This is a genomic window from Tsuneonella sediminis, assembly GCF_051912845.1.
GTDB classification, from domain to species: Bacteria; Pseudomonadota; Alphaproteobacteria; order Sphingomonadales; family Sphingomonadaceae; genus Tsuneonella; species Tsuneonella sediminis.
In genome coordinates this window covers 1,726,696-1,743,786 of sequence record NZ_JBNCBU010000001.1, presented here as the reverse complement: position 1 = coordinate 1,743,786, position 17,091 = coordinate 1,726,696, and the positions used below count along the sequence as shown (strand labels likewise).

The 17,091-nt window shown below is 66.9% G+C and carries 25 protein-coding genes; 13 read left to right on the top strand and 12 right to left on the bottom strand.

The window, feature by feature from the left end:
* Positions 1 to 9 precede the first annotated feature (9 nt).
* The gene (locus ACPV3N_RS08835; protein ID WP_440116729.1) at positions 10 to 423 is read left to right on the top strand and encodes a VOC family protein; all 414 of its coding nucleotides are present in this window, start codon (positions 10 to 12) and stop codon (positions 421 to 423) included.
* Here the strand turns inward: ACPV3N_RS08835 and ACPV3N_RS08830 are convergent, their stop codons facing one another.
* Positions 424 to 843: a MerC domain-containing protein gene (locus ACPV3N_RS08830; RefSeq protein WP_440116727.1), complete on the bottom strand. Its 420-nt coding sequence runs from the start codon at positions 841 to 843 to the stop codon at positions 424 to 426.
* Positions 844 to 941: 98 nt separating this feature from the next.
* Here ACPV3N_RS08830 and ACPV3N_RS08825 point away from each other — a divergent pair, with 98 nt between their 5' ends.
* From ACPV3N_RS08825 to rpsI, 4 genes are all read left to right on the top strand, one after another.
* Positions 942 to 1,982, top strand: a complete 1,041-nt coding sequence (locus ACPV3N_RS08825; protein WP_440116725.1) for a COX15/CtaA family protein — start codon at positions 942 to 944, stop codon at positions 1,980 to 1,982.
* Positions 1,979 to 2,302: a divalent-cation tolerance protein CutA gene (gene cutA, locus ACPV3N_RS08820; protein ID WP_440116723.1), complete on the top strand. Its 324-nt coding sequence runs from the start codon at positions 1,979 to 1,981 to the stop codon at positions 2,300 to 2,302. Before ACPV3N_RS08825 ends, cutA begins: the two co-directional genes overlap by 4 nt.
* A gap of 128 nt (positions 2,303 to 2,430) precedes the next feature.
* Positions 2,431 to 2,910: a 50S ribosomal protein L13 gene (rplM, locus tag ACPV3N_RS08815; protein WP_440116721.1), complete on the top strand. Its 480-nt coding sequence runs from the start codon at positions 2,431 to 2,433 to the stop codon at positions 2,908 to 2,910.
* Positions 2,910 to 3,428, top strand: a complete 519-nt coding sequence (rpsI, locus tag ACPV3N_RS08810) for a 30S ribosomal protein S9 (protein WP_440116719.1) — start codon at positions 2,910 to 2,912, stop codon at positions 3,426 to 3,428. Before rplM ends, rpsI begins: the two co-directional genes overlap by 1 nt.
* Before the next feature lie 91 nt (positions 3,429 to 3,519).
* Here the strand turns inward: rpsI and ACPV3N_RS08805 are convergent, their stop codons facing one another.
* From ACPV3N_RS08805 to ACPV3N_RS08795, 3 genes are read right to left on the bottom strand one after another with little or no spacing between them, the layout of a single operon-like run.
* On the bottom strand, positions 3,520 to 4,380 hold the full coding sequence (locus ACPV3N_RS08805; protein ID WP_440116717.1) for a metallophosphoesterase family protein: 861 nt from the start codon (positions 4,378 to 4,380) through the stop codon (positions 3,520 to 3,522).
* Positions 4,370 to 5,224, bottom strand: a complete 855-nt coding sequence (locus ACPV3N_RS08800; protein ID WP_440116715.1) for a diacylglycerol/lipid kinase family protein — start codon at positions 5,222 to 5,224, stop codon at positions 4,370 to 4,372. Before ACPV3N_RS08800 ends, ACPV3N_RS08805 begins: the two co-directional genes overlap by 11 nt.
* A gap of 41 nt (positions 5,225 to 5,265) precedes the next feature.
* Positions 5,266 to 5,625: a hypothetical protein gene (locus ACPV3N_RS08795; RefSeq protein WP_440116713.1), complete on the bottom strand. Its 360-nt coding sequence runs from the start codon at positions 5,623 to 5,625 to the stop codon at positions 5,266 to 5,268.
* A 114-nt stretch (positions 5,626 to 5,739) separates the two neighbouring features.
* Between ACPV3N_RS08795 and ACPV3N_RS08790 the strand changes: the two genes are divergently transcribed.
* Positions 5,740 to 6,033, top strand: a complete 294-nt coding sequence (locus ACPV3N_RS08790) for a UrcA family protein (protein WP_440116711.1) — start codon at positions 5,740 to 5,742, stop codon at positions 6,031 to 6,033.
* Between the two features lie 129 nt (positions 6,034 to 6,162).
* On the opposite strand, the gene ACPV3N_RS08785 is transcribed toward ACPV3N_RS08790, so the two are convergent.
* The 3 genes from ACPV3N_RS08785 to ACPV3N_RS08775 form a co-directional block, all read right to left on the bottom strand.
* The gene (locus ACPV3N_RS08785) at positions 6,163 to 6,918 is read right to left on the bottom strand and encodes a LytR/AlgR family response regulator transcription factor (protein WP_440117508.1); all 756 of its coding nucleotides are present in this window, start codon (positions 6,916 to 6,918) and stop codon (positions 6,163 to 6,165) included.
* A 1-nt stretch (position 6,919) separates the two neighbouring features.
* Complete coding sequence (locus ACPV3N_RS08780; RefSeq protein ID WP_440116709.1) at positions 6,920 to 8,143, bottom strand: sensor histidine kinase; 1,224 nt, start codon at positions 8,141 to 8,143, stop codon at positions 6,920 to 6,922.
* A gap of 76 nt (positions 8,144 to 8,219) precedes the next feature.
* Positions 8,220 to 9,746 carry a fumarate hydratase gene (locus ACPV3N_RS08775; protein WP_440116707.1) on the bottom strand — a complete coding sequence of 509 codons (1,527 nt, stop codon included), beginning with the start codon at positions 9,744 to 9,746 and terminating at the stop codon, positions 8,220 to 8,222.
* 149 nt (positions 9,747 to 9,895) lie between these two features.
* Between ACPV3N_RS08775 and ACPV3N_RS08770 the strand changes: the two genes are divergently transcribed.
* Genes ACPV3N_RS08770 through ACPV3N_RS08755 form a run of 4 tightly spaced genes read left to right on the top strand, consistent with a single transcriptional unit; the run spans position 9,896 to position 12,922 of the window.
* The gene (locus tag ACPV3N_RS08770) at positions 9,896 to 10,492 is read left to right on the top strand and encodes a protein-L-isoaspartate O-methyltransferase family protein (protein WP_440116705.1); all 597 of its coding nucleotides are present in this window, start codon (positions 9,896 to 9,898) and stop codon (positions 10,490 to 10,492) included.
* Between the two features lie 2 nt (positions 10,493 to 10,494).
* Entirely contained in the window at positions 10,495 to 11,979 is a 1,485-nt protein-coding gene (locus ACPV3N_RS08765) for a TolC family outer membrane protein (protein WP_440117506.1), read from the top strand.
* Positions 11,980 to 12,006: 27 nt separating this feature from the next.
* Entirely contained in the window at positions 12,007 to 12,525 is a 519-nt protein-coding gene (locus ACPV3N_RS08760; protein ID WP_440116703.1) for a DUF2497 domain-containing protein, read from the top strand.
* Between the two features lie 19 nt (positions 12,526 to 12,544).
* Positions 12,545 to 12,922 (top strand): (2Fe-2S) ferredoxin domain-containing protein, encoded by a 378-nt coding sequence (locus tag ACPV3N_RS08755; RefSeq protein ID WP_440117504.1) that lies wholly within the window; start codon positions 12,545 to 12,547, stop codon positions 12,920 to 12,922.
* Here ACPV3N_RS08755 and ACPV3N_RS08750 read toward each other — a convergent pair.
* Positions 12,919 to 13,206: a hypothetical protein gene (locus ACPV3N_RS08750; protein ID WP_440116701.1), complete on the bottom strand. Its 288-nt coding sequence runs from the start codon at positions 13,204 to 13,206 to the stop codon at positions 12,919 to 12,921. The two genes, ACPV3N_RS08755 and ACPV3N_RS08750, sit on opposite strands and share 4 nt — an antisense overlap.
* A 110-nt stretch (positions 13,207 to 13,316) precedes the next feature.
* On the opposite strand from ACPV3N_RS08750, the gene ACPV3N_RS08745 reads away from it, so the two are divergent.
* From ACPV3N_RS08745 to xth, 3 genes are read left to right on the top strand one after another with little or no spacing between them, the layout of a single operon-like run.
* Entirely contained in the window at positions 13,317 to 13,748 is a 432-nt protein-coding gene (locus ACPV3N_RS08745) for a CBS domain-containing protein (protein ID WP_440116699.1), read from the top strand.
* Positions 13,749 to 13,779: 31 nt separating this feature from the next.
* Entirely contained in the window at positions 13,780 to 14,109 is a 330-nt protein-coding gene (locus ACPV3N_RS08740; protein ID WP_440116697.1) for a HesB/IscA family protein, read from the top strand.
* Between the two features lie 10 nt (positions 14,110 to 14,119).
* Positions 14,120 to 14,893, top strand: a complete 774-nt coding sequence (xth, locus tag ACPV3N_RS08735) for an exodeoxyribonuclease III (RefSeq protein ID WP_440116695.1) — start codon at positions 14,120 to 14,122, stop codon at positions 14,891 to 14,893.
* 51 nt (positions 14,894 to 14,944) lie between these two features.
* On the opposite strand, the gene ACPV3N_RS08730 is transcribed toward xth, so the two are convergent.
* The 4 genes from ACPV3N_RS08730 to ACPV3N_RS08715 form a co-directional block, all read right to left on the bottom strand.
* Positions 14,945 to 15,595: a cell wall hydrolase gene (locus tag ACPV3N_RS08730; RefSeq protein WP_440116693.1), complete on the bottom strand. Its 651-nt coding sequence runs from the start codon at positions 15,593 to 15,595 to the stop codon at positions 14,945 to 14,947.
* 196 nt (positions 15,596 to 15,791) lie between these two features.
* Entirely contained in the window at positions 15,792 to 16,127 is a 336-nt protein-coding gene (locus ACPV3N_RS08725; protein WP_440116691.1) for a DUF1491 family protein, read from the bottom strand.
* Positions 16,128 to 16,130: 3 nt separating this feature from the next.
* Positions 16,131 to 16,610, bottom strand: coding sequence for a PaaI family thioesterase (locus tag ACPV3N_RS08720; RefSeq protein ID WP_440116689.1), 480 nt, complete (start codon positions 16,608 to 16,610; stop codon positions 16,131 to 16,133).
* Positions 16,597 to 17,058: a PTS sugar transporter subunit IIA gene (locus tag ACPV3N_RS08715; protein WP_440116687.1), complete on the bottom strand. Its 462-nt coding sequence runs from the start codon at positions 17,056 to 17,058 to the stop codon at positions 16,597 to 16,599. Before ACPV3N_RS08715 ends, ACPV3N_RS08720 begins: the two co-directional genes overlap by 14 nt.
* Between the last annotated feature and the right edge of the window lie 33 nt (positions 17,059 to 17,091).

Here is a 17,091-nt window from a genome sequence, read left to right as displayed (position 1 = left end):
AACGGTGCAATGCAGTATCGCCTCGGCCGCCTGATTGACCATGTGCACCTGCGCGCGCGAGATTCCGCGCGCACTTTCTCTTTCTATCGCGCGACGCTCGCCGTGCTCGGGGTGGATTGCACGGTAACTGAGGAATACCTTTCTGCCGACGAGTTGTGGATCGAGGCGGGCACAGATGCCGGGGAGGGAACGCATGTCCATCTAGCCTTCCAGGCTTCGTCGCGCGAGATGGTTCACCGGTGGCACGCTGTAGGTCTTGCAGCTGGCGGCTCCGACAACGGCCCACCGGGCGAACGTGACTATTTTACGGGATATTTCGCCGCATTCCTGATCGATCCCGACGGGAACAACGTGGAAGCGGTCTATCCGGGCGACACCATGCGCAGCGCGCCGGATATCGTGATTACGCGCAGCGGCAGCTGATCAGCCTTCGCGGTTGACAGAGCAGGCGTGCTCGCCCGAGGTCGCGCAACAGCACGCGCGCAAGTTGAGGATGTGCCCGGCGGATACCAGCCCTACCCCGATGATCGTCAGCACCGCTTCCTCATAGCCGTGCGGCATCGCCAGCGCGCCGCCCATGAACGTGAGGCCGGTCATCGCCGTGACGAAGGGCACGGGATGACGGTGGCGCAGGGCGCCGAGACCGATCGCGACCGCGGCAACGATCATCGCGAGCGCGAGGCCAACTTCGTGAATCAGGGGGTTCTGGAACACGCTTCCGCCGATGCCCAGCGCCGAAACAAGCACGAGGGTCGCAAGACAGTGCACGACGCACAGCGCGGACAGGGTGATGCCCGCGCGGTCGAGGTTGCCCCGAATCGAGGTGATGAGTGCGTTCGCCATGGCTTACCGTCCATTTATGTAACGCTGTATCGTTACGCAAGGCCATGTGCGCGATCGACGCTTGCGATTTGCGCCCGGCGGACCCATGTGCGCGGCCGATGGACACCCCCGCGAATTCCGCCGAACGTACAAGGCCCGCGGCCCTCGCTCGGTGGCTTTTCGTGGTCGCGCTGCTGGTGGTGGCCATGGTCGTCGTCGGCGGCATTACCCGTCTGACCGAATCGGGACTCTCGATCACCGAGTGGAAGCCGGTCACCGGCGCGCTTCCGCCAATGAACGAGGCGCAGTGGCAGGCGGAGTTCGAGGCGTACAAGCAGATCGGCGAGTACCGGCAAGTGACCGGTCCCGCGGGCATGACGCTTGCCGACTACAAGTTCATCTATTTCTGGGAATGGTTCCATCGCCTGCTCGGCCGCGTGATCGGCCTTGCATTCGCGCTGCCGCTGGCGTGGTTCTGGGTACGCCGGGCGATCCCGGCGGGCTACAAGCCCCGCCTCGTCGCGCTGCTGGCGCTCGGTGGCATGCAGGGCGCGTTCGGGTGGTTCATGGTCCGCTCGGGGATCAATGAGACCGCGACCGACGTCAGCCATTTCTGGCTTTCGATCCACCTGCTCACCGCGCTGTTCACGCTCGCGGGCCTCGTGTGGACGGCGCTGGACCTGAAGGCGCTGGATCGCAACCGTGCGGCGCGCCCGGCACGGATGACCGGGTTCGCGGTGCTGACAGGGTTGGTCCTGTTCATCCAGCTCCTTCTGGGCGCATGGGTCGCCGGGCTCGATGCAGGGCTGGCTTCCGACACGTGGCCGCTCATGCAGGGACGCCTGGTGCCCGAATACGACGCGAGCCGCGGCTTCCTTTGGGCCGCGCTGCACGATTCGTTCCTGATCCACTTCCTCCATCGCTGGTGGGCGTGGGTTGCGGTCGGGTTCCTGATCGTGCTGGCGCGTCGCGTGCGTGGGATCGACCGGCGCGCCTCGATCGCGATCCATTCCGCGTTCGGCCTCCAGATCGTGCTCGGGATCGCCACCGTGCTCACCGGGGTCGAACTCTGGGTGGCGGTGCTGCATCAGTTCGTCGGTGCGCTGGTGGTCGCAGCGTCGGCGTGGGGCATGCACCTGCTGGGGCAGCGGCGCGCATGAGCCTCGGCACGCCTGCGCTCATCTGGACGCCGATCGACACGGCGGAGAATGCCCGCAACCTTGCCATAGCAGTCGTCGGCTCGGGCCTTGCGGCGTGCGCCAACGTCATCGGTCCCGTCGAATCGCACTTCGTGTGGGAAGGGTCGATGCAGTCGAGCGAGGAGTACGGCGTGCTGTTCAAGCTCGACGCCCGTACCCTCGATCAGGCGATCGCGATGGCCGAGGATCTGCATCCCTATGATGTCCCGGTGGTGATCGGGTGGCTGGCGGACCGCGCGCCGCCCGCGACGCTGGACTTCCTCGCCAATGGGTTCGCGTAAATCAGACGGTATTATTTTACCTCCGTCGAAACCCGCCGTTTCGCTTGACTTGCTGGGCTTCGGACGCCAAAGGCCCCGCTCGCAGCGGCATGGGCCGCGCACGCAATTCGCAACCCTAAGGACCAGCCATGAAGGCGCTCAGCAAGACCACCCGGTCGATCAAGCCGGCCGAGGTCGAAAAGAAGTGGCACCTGATCGACGCCGAAGGACTCGTCGTCGGCCGCCTCGCCTCGATCGTCGCCAACATCCTGCGCGGCAAGCACAAGCCGAGCTACACCCCGCACGTCGATTGCGGTGACCACGTCATCGTGATCAACGCCGACAAGGTGCGCTTCACCGGCAACAAGCTGTCGGACAAGAAGTACTACAAGCACACTGGCTACGCCGGCGGCATCAAGGAAACGACCCCGGCCAAGGTGCTGGAAGGCCGCTTCCCCGAGCGCGTGCTGGAGAAGGCCGTCGAGCGGATGATCCCGCGCGGGCCGCTCGGCCGCCAGCAGATGAAGGCGCTGCACCTTTATGCCGGGACCGAGCACCCGCATGCCGGGAACCAGCCCGAGACGCTCGACGTCGCTTCGATGAACCGCAAGAACAAGGTCACCGCGTAATGGCTGACGAAACGAACACCGTGTCGGATCTCGCCGACCTCAAGGACATCGCCGGCGACGCTCCCGCTGCCGAGGGCAATGCGCCCGCGGCCGCCAGCGACGCGCCGCTGCGCGAGCAGGAACTCGACAAGCAGGGCCGCGCCTATGCCACCGGCCGCCGCAAGGACGCCACCGCGCGAGTCTGGCTGAAGCCCGGCACCGGCAAGGTCACGGTCAACGGCCGCGACCAGGAAGTCTACTTCGCGCGGCCGACGCTGCGCCTCGTCATCGACCAGCCGTTCACGATCACCGATCGGCAGGGCCAGTACGATGTCGTCGCCACCGTCAAGGGCGGCGGACTTTCGGGCCAGGCCGGCGCGGTCAAGCACGGCATCGCGCAGGCGTTGTCGAAGTACGAGCCCGCGCTGCGCGCGACGGTCAAGGCCGCCGGCTTCCTGACCCGCGACAGCCGCGTGGTCGAGCGCAAGAAGTACGGCCGCGCCAAGGCTCGCCGCAGCTTCCAGTTCAGCAAGCGCTGATCAGCGAACCGATTTTCCGCGACGGCGGAAAAGGAAGGGCGGCCTCGCGAGAGGTCGCCCTTTTTCGCGTCCACCGAAGGACGGGAAGGATTCAGCGAACCGGTGGGTCGGTGCGCGGGACCGCGCCGATCGGGGCAACCGGTTCGCCGGGCGCGCGCGGCGGCATCGCGTCCTCCGGCACGGCGTCGATCTTCATCGCCTCGGTCGGCACGTCCTGGAGGTTGCGAGCCTCGACGCAGAGCGTGCCGTCGTGTTCAAAGCGAAGTTCGTTGAAGCTTTGCGGGGTCGACCTGATCCGCTGCGACAGGGTGCCCGCGCCGATCATCCGGACGGGTCCGTGGACGGTTTCCTGGGTGAGATCGAACGGGTCGTGCACGTGGCCCGACAGAACGCCGGCAATGCCCCGCTTGGCCAGTTCGGCAAGGGCTTTCGTGCCGCCATGGGTGAGCGCGGTGCCCCGGGTGCCGACTTCCACCAGAGGGTGGTGTGCGGCGACAAGAACGCGCTTGCCCGGCGGCAGCGCATCGATCGCGCGCAGGGAGCGGGCGAGCGCTTCGTCGCTGATCCATCCCTTCGACCAGTTGAATCGTGGTTGCATCCGGGCCGCGGTCTTGAGCGGGACGATGGCGATATCGGGAAGGTCGATCTCCCGCTCGACCATCTGCTTCATGCCTCGGAAGCGCCGGTAGGGATCGAAGAATCGCTCGACGAGGTTGAAGTAGGGCAGGTCGTGGTTGCCCACGACGACGGTGACCGGGGCCGGGAGCGAAAGGATCCACGTGCGCGCTGCGTCGAACTCGCGCTGGCGCGCCCGCATCGTCAGGTCGCCGGTGATGATCACCGCCGCGGGCTGTCGCGCCGCGATTTCATCGGCGACCCAGTCGAGCGCGCGGTTGTGTTCGAGCCCGAAATGGATGTCGGACAGGTGAAACAGCAGCGTGCTATCGGCCATCCGCGATCCCAAGCAGATCGACGTCGAGGGTGTCGAGCGAAAACCGCGCGGTAGCCGCGCCTTCCAGCCGCTCGCCATCGACCATCAGCGGAATGGGCTCCCCTTCGAGCGAGCGACAGGCGATCTCCCGCTCCTGTCCCAGGTCATCGTGGGGACCGTCGCGGAAGTCGCGCTTGAGAATGGCGAGGCCCTGCTGGAGGTAGTCTCCCAAGTTCTCGGCTCCGTACCCCTGGACGGCGATACCGTTCGCCCGCGGGCGCAACCGGATTCCCGCATAGCCATCGGCGTTGCCGCGCGCGGGGCGCTCCAGCGCGACCATCGGGCCGACAGTGCTCGTCGCCGCCGCGTCCCAGCCCTTGACGATCATCTCGGCCACGTTCGCTTCGCGCATTTCTTCGCGCACGTCGGCCCACTTGGCACCCGGGCCGGCAAGGAGTTCGCTGAGCGCGATCACCCCGCCCTCGCCCCGAATGCACGTGCGCCGGCGCACGGCCAGTTCGCCCCGTGCGAGCATGCCGACGATCTCGACCGCGTCGCGCTCGCCGAAAATCTCGCGCGACAGGAGGTTGAAGGTGCCGCCCGGAAGCGGAAGCACCGTCCCGCCGAACCCTTCGAGGCCCGCGATCGTCCGGCTGAGAGTACCGTCTCCGCCGTGAATGGCGATCAGGCCGATTCCCAGCTCCTCGGCCTCGCGAGCGCGCGGGGTGCCGTTCTTGCAGTCGCGAACCTCGTCCGGCGCCGCGCCTGCCGAGCGCATCCGCTCGACAAGCTCCGTGAGCGCGTCCTCGTCGTGGCTGCCACTCGAGCCGTTGTAGATGAGCCAGGTCTTGCCACGGGAGTCCATGCGGGCAAAGCGTGGCGAACGCCCTGCGGTTCCCGGCACCGTCACACGCGGCGGGTCAGGATCAGCCAGACCGCGAGCGCATTCAGCAGCGAGTAGCCGCAATAGGCCCATGCGGGCCACGTCCACCCTTGCGCGACGAGCAGGAGGGCGGCGAGCAGAAGCAGGAACTCGGTCGCCAGCGTGACCCGCCCCCCCAGCCGGTGAAGGTACCAGCGCCTCTCGGCAAGCAGTGGATGGCCGCTGTGGATCACCGCGCCGTGCATGGCGAAGTTCGCCACGCCCAGAATGAAGACGATCACGACCGACATTCTTGCGATGTGGTGTGCGCTCGTCGGGCCGCAATAGGCGTTGGTCCGTCCGATTACACCTGTCGTCGTGAACCCTTGCCGATCGTCGGACACCGCGGCGGCCCCGTCGAGCCGGACGAGATCGAGGCGGAATCCCGTGTATTTTCAGGATCACGGGGGCTCCACCCGGTCGCTTCGATCGATCGGATCAAACGAGGAGAGACTGCCATGAGAACCGTTCTGATTGCCTTTTCGGCTCTTGCCCTTGCCAGCACTGCCAATGCCGCGGCGCCGGACGATTTCGTCGTCGTGCACCGCGATCTCGACCTGTCGAACAAGCACGACCAGGAAACGCTCAAGAACCGCATTGCCTCTGGGGCCCGCGACTACTGCAAGGAACTGCCGGTTCGCACCGGAGGCGGCAGCCGGGTTCGCGACGAGCAGTTCTGCGTTTCCGAGGCGACCAAGCTCGCCAAGCAGCAGATGGCGACTCTGGTCGACCGGGCGGCCAAGGGCGGCTGAACCCAAGGTCCGCTGCGCCAGGCGGCGGGCATGAACGAAACGGCGCCGCCGGTTGCGGCGTCCGGGGCCGGGAAGGAGCAGTCCCCCCTTCCCGGCCCGATCATTCGGCAATCCGGCGCGAAGCAAGGTTCAGCGGCCGGCCATCGCCTTGACCTTGGCGAGGTAGGTCCGCCCGATCCGCAGCGCCTCGCCGTCGGCAAGCTCTATCGACCACACGCCGAGCCCGTCGTGCCGCAGGCCGCGGATGCAGTCGCGCCGCAGGATCGTCGAGCGGTGGATGCGGATGAATTGCGCGGGATCTAGCCTTTTTTCGAGGCCAGCGATCGTCTGCAGCAGGAGATAGCTCCGCTCTCCGACATGGAGCCGCACGTAGTCGCGCTCCGCATCGATCCGGCTCACCTGACCCACCTCGATCCTCAGCAGCTCGGAGCGGTGGGGGACCCACAACTCGGTCAGCCACGTGCCACGGGGGCGCAAGGTGCCGACGTCGCGCCGGGCCAGCGCGCGCTCGATGGCACGCCCCAGCCGTTCGGGCGTTGCCGGCTTCAGCACGTAGTCGACCGCCTCGAGATCGAACGCCTCCACCGCAAAATGCTCGTGCGCGGTGACGAACACGATCGCGGGCCGCCGCGGCCGCCGGGCGAGCGCGCGCGCGACCGCAAGGCCGTCCAGCTCGGGCATGGTCATGTCGAGCAGCAGCAGATCGGGTTCGAGAGCCTCGATCAGCCGCAGCGCAGCGGCACCGTCGCTTGCGGTGCCGATCACCCGCAACTCGGGTATCCTTGCGCAGATGATCTGCATCCGCTCGATCGCCAGCGGCTCGTCGTCGATGATCAGTGCCCGCAAGGGTCCGCCGGATCCGCCCCCGTCGTTCGCGTCGCGCATGTCAGTCATCTTTCACCATCGGCAATCGCAGTTCGCTTCGATAACCCCCCTCGTAAGGGCCCGAGACGAGCATCGCATCGGGGCCGAAGCGCGCCTCGATCCTATCGCGCACGTTGGCGAGGCCGATGCCGAAGCCGGTCGCTCCACCGTCCGTTCCGCCGGGACCGTCATCTGAAACGGTGAGGACGAGGCGGCCATACTCCTCGCGCGCCGAAATGGTGATCGTCACCGGACGGGCGACCGGCGCGACCGCGTACTTGACCGAGTTCTCGACCAGCGGCTGGAGGATCATCCCCGGCACCTGCAGATGTTCAAGCTCCGCGGGGAGTTCGATCACGGTTTTCAGCCGCTCGGGAAAACGGACCGCCTCGATCGCGAGGTAGTCGCGCTGGAGGGCGATCTCGTCCGCCAGTTCGACGTCGCCCGTCGGGTCGTCGGCAAGGCTGTGGCGATAGAAGCTCGACAATCGCTGGATCATCTCTTCGGCGCGGTCGCCCTTGCCGGTCAGCACGAGCGCGGACAGCGAGTTGAAGGCGTTGAACAGGAAGTGCGGATTGACCTGGTAGCGCAGCGACCGCAATTCGGCCGCGCGCGCCGCGCTGCGGAAGCGGGCCTCGCGCCGTTCCGCCTCGCGCGCCCGGCCGATCGCGCTCAGCGCAAGGTACAATGCGGCCCACGACAGCAACAGGAAGTAGCGGCTTATTGCCAGCTCGAGGATCGGCAACCATTGGCGAGCGGCATCGGAATCGGTCGGCAGCACGACCTTCGCGCGGCCGGCGTTGTCGGGGCCGAGCGGGCCGTCGACGTCGGGACCGGGCAGTGCCGGCGCCTCGATCACGATGTTGCCCGATGCATCGCGCCGGATCGAATAGCCACGCCGTTCGGCGATCTTGCTTTCGACCTTCTCCTGAACCTCGGCAAAGACGAGGATGTTGATTTGGGCGATTGCGAGTGCGGCGGGCATCGCCAGGACGAGAGCGAGCCCGATCTGGAAGCCGAGGGGGCGCCGGTCCGCAAGGCGCAGGATCAGCCACATGACGAACGTGATCGCCATCCCAACGAGGCACACGAGGGCCCGGCGCCAGAGCAATTCGCCCTGCAGCTCGAGCCCGATCCACGCGCGGATCGTCACCAGCACGAAATAGCAGGTCCACAGCCCCGCGATCGAGGCGAGGACCGTGCGCAGCGACACGCCGGGAGGCGCGGATCCAGTGTGGTCGTTCATTGCCTTCGCTAGTGCCCGAGCGACCAGCCGGACGCCAGTGCGCGCGTCGAGGCGATTCGGCGCTTCGTCGGCTGCGTCAGTCCGCCGGCAGGAGGTTTTCCGCGGCGATCTTCGCGCGCCATTCGGCAGGTGCCAGCGTGTGGACGTTGGCACCGCCCGAATCGACAGCGACGGTAACGGGCATGTCCTCGACCCGGAACTCGTAGATCGCCTCCATGCCCAGTTCCTCGAAGGCAACGACCCTGGCTTCGCGGATGGCCCGGCTGACGAGGTAGGCCGCGCCGCCGACTGCCATGAGGTAGGCGACCTTGTGCCGGGCGATTTCCTGCACCGCGCCCTGCCCCCGCTCGGCCTTGCCGATCATCGCCAGCAGGCCGAGCTCCAGCATCATGTCGGTGAACTTATCCATCCGGGTTGCCGTGGTCGGGCCGGCCGGGCCGACGACTTCGCCGACCACCGGATCGACCGGGCCGACGTAGTAGATCGCGCGGCCCCGGAAGCTGACCGGGAGCTCCTCGCCCTTCGCGAGCATGTCCGCGATGCGTTTGTGCGCGGCGTCCCGTCCGGTGAGCATCGCGCCGTTCAGCAGGAGGCGGTCCCCGGCCTTCCAGCTCGCGACCTCTTCGGGCGTGAGGGAATCGAGGTCGACACGTTTCGCCGACGCGTCGGGGGTCCAGTGCACCTCGGGCCAATCGGACAGCTTCGGCTTTTCGAGAAAGCTCGGCCCCGAGCCGTCGAGCGTGAAATGCGCGTGGCGGGTCGCAGCGCAGTTGGGAATCATGGCCACCGGCTTGCCCGCGGCGTGGCACGGCCAGTCCATGATCTTGACGTCGAGCACCGTTGCGAGCCCGCCGAGCCCCTGTGCTCCTATCCCGAGCGCATTGACCTTGTCGAAGATCTCGATCCGCAGCGCCTCGATATCGTTCTGCGGGCCCCGCGCCTTGAGCTGGGCCATGTCGATCGGCTCCATGAGGCTCTGCTTCGCAAGCTTGACGCAGTGTTCGGCCGTGCCGCCGATGCCGATGCCGAGCATGCCCGGCGGACACCAGCCGGCGCCCATCTGGGGCAGCATCTCGAGCACCCAGTCGACGATCGAATCGCTGGGGTTCATCATCTTGAACTTCGACTTGTTTTCGCTCCCCCCGCCTTTCGCCGCGACATCTATGGACACCGTCCTGCCGGGCACCATCTCGACCGAAAGCACGCACGGGGTGTTGTCGCGGGTGTTGCGGCGGGTAAACGCGGGGTCGGCGAGGACCGAGGCGCGCAGCTTGTTCTCGGGATGGTTGTAGGCGCGGCGCACGCCCTCATCGACGACGTCCTGAAGCGACCGGTCCGATTCGAGCCGGCAGTCCTGCCCCCATTTCACGAACACGTTGACGATTCCCGTGTCCTGGCAGATCGGCCGGTGCCCCTCGGCGCACATGCGGCTGTTGGTAAGGATCTGCGCAATCGCATCCTTCGCGGCCGGGCCCTGTTCCGCCGCATAGGCATCGCCCAGCGCGCGGATGTAGTCCATCGGATGATAGTAGCTGATGAACTGGAGCGCGTCGGCCACGCTCTCGATCAGGTCGCTTTCGCGGATAGAAACCATGTTGCTCATCGGAACCCGTCTCCTCCTGATCGAATCGCCACACCCGCGATAGGATCGCCGTTGTAGGGCGTCAAAGCGCTTGGCCATTGCGCCTGTTTGAGCCAATGACCAAATCGTTGACCGGCTGTATTATGTCGTTAAGACAGGGTTTCGAGAACATGGCATCCGCCCCCCGCCCCCATCCCGATTTTTCGACCGCGCGCCGCGCGATGATCGATAGCCAGTTGCGGACGAGCGGCGTCAACGAACCGTGGGTGCTGGCGCGCATGGCCGCCGTCCCGCGCGAGGATTTCGTCCCGGAGAGCGCCCGGAGCGCGGCCTATATCGACCGGGCTGTGCCGATCGGCGGCGGGGCAATGCTTGCCGCTCCGCTGGTGCATGCGCGCATGCTGGCCGAAGCGAAACCGACACCGGCTGACCGGGTACTGGTGATCGACGGCGGCAGCGGATACCTCCCGGCGCTGCTCGACGGTATCGCCGGGTCGGTGACCGTGGTTTCGCCCGCGGACGCGCTCAAGGGGCGCAAGGGCGACTTCACCCTGATCATGATCGACGGTGCCGCCGAGGAAGTTCCTCACGCGCTGGCCAGACGGCTCGCCCGCGATGGCCGGATCATCACTGGCCTCGTCGAGGACGGGGTCACACGCCTCGCCCTGGGCGGGGTATCGGGCGACCGGCTGGCACTGCTGCCGCTGGCAGAAATCGGCATCCCGCGGCTCTCCGCGTTCGACAAGCCAAAGGCGTGGAGCTTCTGACAATGGGCACCCGTGCGCGCGCGGTCCTGCTGCTCGGCGGCGCGCTGGCCGCGTTCGGTGCGGTCCCGTCCCGGGCGGACACCCTGCGCGATGCGCTCAACGGTGCCTACCGGACCAACCCCACGCTTCATGCGGCGCGCGCCCAGCAGCGCATTACCGACGAAAGCGTTCCGATAGAGAAGTCTGCAGGCCGGCCCAACGTGACCGGGAGCGCCCAGTATATCGAGTTCGTCAAGCAAAGCTCGTCGAGCTTCACCGCGCCCGAACGCGCAATCATCGCCGGCGCCGACCTCGGCGTGCCCATCTATTCGGGCGGCGCGGTCAAGAACGCGGTCAAGGCCGCCGAAACCCGCGTCGAGGCCGGGCAGGCCGACCTGCGCGGCACCGAATCGGCGATCTTCACCCAGGTCGTCGCGGCGTACATGGACGTCATCCGCGGGGAAGCGCTCGTCGGGCTCAACGCCAGCCAGGTCGAGGTGCTGACGGTGAATACCCAGGCGACCAGCGACAGGTTCGAGATCGGCGACCTGACCCGTACCGACGTGGCCCAGTCGCAGGCGCGCCTGGCGCTCGCGCAGGGCAACTATCGCAGCGCCCAGGCCAACCTGATCAGCGCGCGCGAGACCTATATCCAGCTTACCGGCATGGCGCCCGACGATCTCCAGCCCCCGCCCCCGCTGCCCGGAATGCCGGCCAGCGCGGAAGATGCGGTGGCGATCGCGCTCGAGCAGAATCCCGACATCATCGCCGCCCGCGAGCGCGCCGAGGCATCGCGATACGACGTCAACGTCGCGGGCGCGGGGCGCCTGCCGCGCGTTTCCGTCTTCACCGGGGGGGACTACACCAACTACCTCGGGACGATCTCAAGCCCCACCCCGGGCGTGACGTTCCCGCAGACCAGCACCGCCGTCCAGGCCGGCGTCAGCATGTCGATTCCGCTGTTCCAGGGCGGGCGCCCTGCCGCGCTCCAGCGCCAGGCGCAGGCCCGGTCTGCCGCCGCGCTGGAGAGCGTGATCGCGGCCGAGCGCGACGTGATCGCGCAGGTTCGCTCGGCCTATTCCAGCTGGCTGGCAGCGACCCAGATCATCGCCAGCAACCAGACCGCGGTCGACGCCGCCGCCCTCAGCCTGGAGGGCGTGCGCGCCGAGAACACGGTCGGCAATCGCACGATACTCGACATCCTCAACGCCGAACAGGAACTGGTCAACGCGCGAGCGCAGCTGATCACCGCGCGGCGTAACGCCTACGTAGCCGGGTTCAGCCTGCTTGCCGCGATGGGCAGGGCGGAGGCGCGCGATCTGGGCCTCGAGGACGACGGACCGCTCTACGATCCGCAAGTCAATTACGACCGGGTCCGGAACAAGTGGAACGACTGGTCGCGGGACCCCGACCCGACCGTGCAGTCGACGCGCACCGTTGACATCCCTGCCCCGACGGCGGAGATTCGCGTTAACGATGATTCGGCGCCGCGTCGGATCGTCGATTGAAATCGAGGGCTTAGGGGGTCTGCGAACATGCGCCAGGAAGGCGAGGCTTCGGTCGAGGAAATTCTCGAATCGATCAAGAAGGTGATCGCGCGCGACAACCGCGCGACCGCGATCGAAACGCGCCGCCGCCGCGAATCGGACGGGCTCGACGCCGTTCCCGAACCCGCGGATGCCGACGAGGCCGAGGAAGTGCTTGACCTCGCCGCCGCCGACTTCGTTGAGCAGGCGCCCGAGTTCGCCGAGACGAACGCCGGTCGGTCCGATGACGACCTCGACGAAGACCATGACGAGGCGCCGAATGCCGAAGCACCCCTGCTGACCGCCAGCGCACGCGACGCGATGCGCGAAAATCTCGCCGCGCTCGCGATGCTGGCCGAACCAGGCGTCCCGCCGCAGATCGTCCGCTCGGGCGAAACCTCGCTCGAGGGGCTGACCCGCGACCTCCTGCGTCCCATGCTTGCCGAATGGCTCGACAAGAACCTGCCCGGCATGGTCGAGCGGATGGTCAAGGACGAGATCGCGCGGATCGCCGGCAAGCGCGGCTGATCCGCGTCGTTCCCACTTGGTGAATTCCCCCCACGAGATAGCAAAGGCGCGCGCCGCGCTGGCCAAGATCGGCGGCGAGCGGGTCGAACGGCAGATTTTCCTCTGCGCGATGTCGGACAAGCAGAAGTGCTGTTCGCGCGAGGAGGGCGTGCGCGCCTGGAAATACCTGAAGCGCCGGCTGAAGGAGCTTGGGCTAGCGGGCAGCTCGGTGCAGCGGACCAAGGCCGATTGCCTCCAGGTCTGCGATGCAGGGCCGATCGCTGTCGTCTGGCCCGACCGGGTCTGGTACCATTCGTGCGACGAGGCCGCGCTCGAACGGATTATCCAGCAGCACCTCATCGGCGGTGAGCCGGTCGAGGACCTGCGCTTGCGCGAGGCCCCGGGCGAGTCAACCTAGTCGCGGTCGTCGAGGGGATCGACCACCGACTGGTCGTGGCCCGTGCCGTTCGACATGAAGACGAGCCCCATCAGCGCGCTCATCAGCAGCATCGAGAGCCCCACGCCAAGACCGACCGCGATGTAGAAGTGGACCGAAACCCCGGGCAGCGCCACCCAAACGTAGGTGAGCACAGCGATCACCGCGGCCAGCGTGATCGCGGCCATGAATCGCATCATCCGCTTCCAGCGCGCCCAGGCGAAGGCAGCGTTTTCGGGATCGTCGAGCGGCGAGGGCTGGTTCATCGCGGGACATGTGGGCCCCCGGCAAGCCCGTGGCAATGCCCGCAAGCTGGCTTTCGCAGGCAATCCGTGGCATCCTGGCCGTCCTCGAAACAAGAACAAGGGAGAGTCCGATGGACATCGCCCGATTGCTGGCGAACCGCGCGAGCAGCGATGTGATCACCTGCGACGTCGACATGACCATGCGCGAGGCGCTGGGCATTCTCGCGACGCGGCGGATCGGCGCATTGCCGGTGATGCGCCACGGCGAGGTCGCGGGAATCTTCTCCGAACGCGATGTGATCTACTGCATCGAGCGCGAAGGCGAGGCGAGCCTGTCGAAGAAGGTAGGCGAAGTGATGACCGCGCCGGCGATCACCGTCGAGCCGGGCACGAAGGTCGACGAGGCGCTCGAACTGATGACCCGGCGCCGGGTTCGCCACCTTCCGGTGGTGCAGAACGGCGCCATGTGCGGCTTCGTTTCGATCGGCGACCTGGTGAAGACGCAGGTCGACAGCCTGGCGCAGGAAGCCGAGGCGATGCGCGCCTATATCCAGACCGCTTGAGCAGACAGGTCGCAGCCCCCATATCGGCGCCATGGCCGAACCGCTGACCCTGACCGAAAACGCCGCGAAGCGAGTCGCGGCAATCGCCGCACGCCAGTCGCGTCCGGCGATCCTTCGGCTGTCGGTGGAGGGCGGAGGGTGTTCCGGTTTCCAGTACAAGTTTGACCTGGCGGACGGCCCCGAGCCGGACGACAGCGTGAGCGAGACCGCCGGGGTCAGGCTGGTGGTCGATCCCGTCAGCCTCGATCTCATTGCGGGCAGCACGGTCGATTTCGTCGAATCGCTGGGCGGCGCGGCTTTCAGGGTGGACAACCCGCAGGCCGCGGCGGGATGCGGTTGCGGTTCCAGCTTCGGCATCTAAGACCGGCGGGATGCGGATAGCGTCCTTCAACATCAACGGCGTGAAGGCACGCCTGCCCAGGCTTCTCGAATGGCTTGAAGAAACTCGCCCCACGGTCGCCTGCCTGCAGGAGATCAAGAGCCAGGACGAAGGGTTTCCTCACGAGGAATTCGAGAAGATCGGCTACCAGGCGATCTGGCACGGCCAGAAGGGGTTCAACGGCGTCGCGATCCTTGCCGACGGCATAGCTCCGGTGGAGGCGCAGCGCACCCTCCCGGGCGACCCGGGTGACGAACACGCGCGCTACATCGAGGCAGACGTCAGGGGCGTGCGAATCGCGTGCATCTACCTGCCCAACGGCAATCCCGTTCCGGGTCCGAAGTTCGACTACAAGCTTGCCTGGATGGAGCGCCTGCGTGCCCGCATGCGGGAATTGTGGGCACTCGAGCGACCTGTCGCCGTGGTCGGCGATTTCAACGTGATCCCGGAAGACAGGGACGTCTGGTCCCCCGCCGCGATGGCGGCCGACGCACTGATGCAGCCTGAATCGCGCGACGCCTATGCAAGGTTGCTCGGCGAGGGCTGGACCGACGCGCTGGGCACGCTGAACCCGCGCGGCGGTGTGTGGACCTACTGGGACTACCAGGCCGGTGCATGGCCGCGCGACCACGGCTTCCGGATCGATCATCTGCTGCTGTCGCCCGAACTGGCCGACCGGCTGGTCGCCGCGGGTGTCGACAAGGATCACCGCGGGCGGGAGAAGGCCAGCGACCACGCGCCCGTGTGGGTCGAGGTCCGCGACTGAACGGAAACCGGCAGCGGCGCCCTGCCCTTGGCGCGCCGCACCGGGCCGGGTTCAGCGGTAGAAGATGTGCGTGTCGATCGTCGCTCGCGCAATCTTGGTCCGGCTCCACGACGGGCGGACGTAGTTGGCGTGAAAATAGAGCGAGTCGCCCGCCTTGCTGTCCCACAGGCCTTCATGAGCTATGCGGGCGATGGCCTTGGCGCGGGTCCACGCGGCCGACGACCGGTTGATGCGAGGCATCGTGCCGCCGCGAACGAACGAGAACTGCGACTTCTGGAACACGACGCCGCAATAGTCGGAAGGGAAGGATCCCGAATCGGCCCGGTTGATGATGACCTGGCCGACCGCGAGCTGGCCTTCGAGCGGCTCGCCGCGCGCTTCGAAATAGATCGCACCCGCAAGGCATTCCATTTCGCGCGACAGGGTTGCCGGGGCGTCGATCTGCGACACGAGTTCGCGCAGCGAGCGGGCGCGCGGAGCGTCACTCGCCTCGTCGGCGGTAGCGAGCGGCTGGACGACTTCATTGGAAACGAATTCGACCGCAGAGGTTTCAGGAACCGTCTCGTCGGTCAGGACAACCTCGGAGGGGGTTGTCGGACGAATCTCGCTGGGTTCAGCGTTGGCGCCGGATCCGTCGGCGGTGAACAGGGTAAGGACCACGGTCGCGGCAAGCGCCGCGATGGTCGAACGATGAAACTGCATTGATCCCGTCGGTCAAGGCGGTGAACTGCCTGTCGCAGGCTGGGACCCATCCGCGTTACATGCGGTGATGGTCGGGTCCGTTTGCAGCCTGCCGGCCGTTCCCCGTCTGCGCGCTGGCTGGAAGACCCCATGTCTCCCGCGCCGCCTGCGTCCGTGAAGGTGCGGGCCAGATAATTGCTGCAGCTGCGAAGTCAAATCAGGCAGGCAATCCTGCGACGAACCGTTCCCTATCCGGGACATCCGCCTCAATTAACCATAAATCGGGGTCCCGGGCGGCTCTCCCGCGCAGAAGCTCGGAAAATTCCTGTCTATTTTCAGCATCTTCCTGGACCAGACAAACGAAAGACCGGTTCCCGTCGATCTGCGGCATACGTTCGTAAAGCTCCGCCGGTTCACCGCGACCGATAATTACAATTGCAATCGTGCCCGCATCGCGCTCGCCTTTGGCGAGCACGGTCGCGAAACCACCAAGCGATTCGGCGAGCCGGCGGATCCCCGCCACTTCCAGATGCGCGGGCAGGCGGCCAGCCATGGTTCAGTCCCCTGCGGCATAGCCGGGCAGACCCGAGAGCGGGATCCGCGAACGCATGAACGTACCGGTGCCGCGACCGATTTCGTCGCCTTCGGCATCGACCAGCCGCGACTCCGCGACGAGCACGCGCTTGCGGCCACTGATCCAGCGCCCTTCGGCCACCACCTCGCCCTGCCGCACCGGCTTGGTGAAGTGGAGGTTGAACGACGTCGTCAGCAGGAAGCGGTCGGTCACGAGGGTATTCGCTGCGTAGAACGCCGCGTCGTCGAGCATCTTGAAATAGATCGTCCCGTGCGCCGCGCCCGCCGCGTGATAGACGGCCGGATCGACGGTGAAGACCAGGCGCGACCGGCCCTCTCCGATGATTTCGAGGCGTGAGGCGAACAGTGCGTTGACCGGGGCAGCCGCGTAGAGCCGCTCGAGCGCGCGATAGTGCAGGCCGGCGCCCGCGACCGCGCCCCCCGCCGCGTCAGGCCGCGTCACGATCCGAAGCGTTGGTCAGCAGCGCGTAAAGCGTTTCGGTGTCGCTGGCCTCGGTCAGGGCCCGGTGCATGTCCTCGTCGCGCACCATGCGGGAGAGCGCGGCGAGGGCATGCAGGTGCGTGGCTCCCGCGTTGGTCGGCGAGAGCAGCCCGATCGCGAGATCGACGGGCATCCGGTCGGCCGAGCCGAATTCGATCGGTCGCGCGAGCTTGAGCAGGGCGGCGACCGGGCGCCGGAGACCTTCGATCCGCGCGTGCGGCAGGGCGATGCCCCGGCCGAAACCGGTGCTGCCCAGGGCCTCGCGCTCCTCAAGCCCTTCGAGAACCACGGCCCTGTCGAGCGAATAGACCTGTGCGAATCGCGTCGCGAGCGCGGCGAGGACGCCGTTCTTGTCGGCCGGTGAATCGATCCACACGGCTTCGGGGAGGAGCTTGAAAATGGCGTTCATGGCACTGGCAATCGAAACGGCGCCGGAACCGTC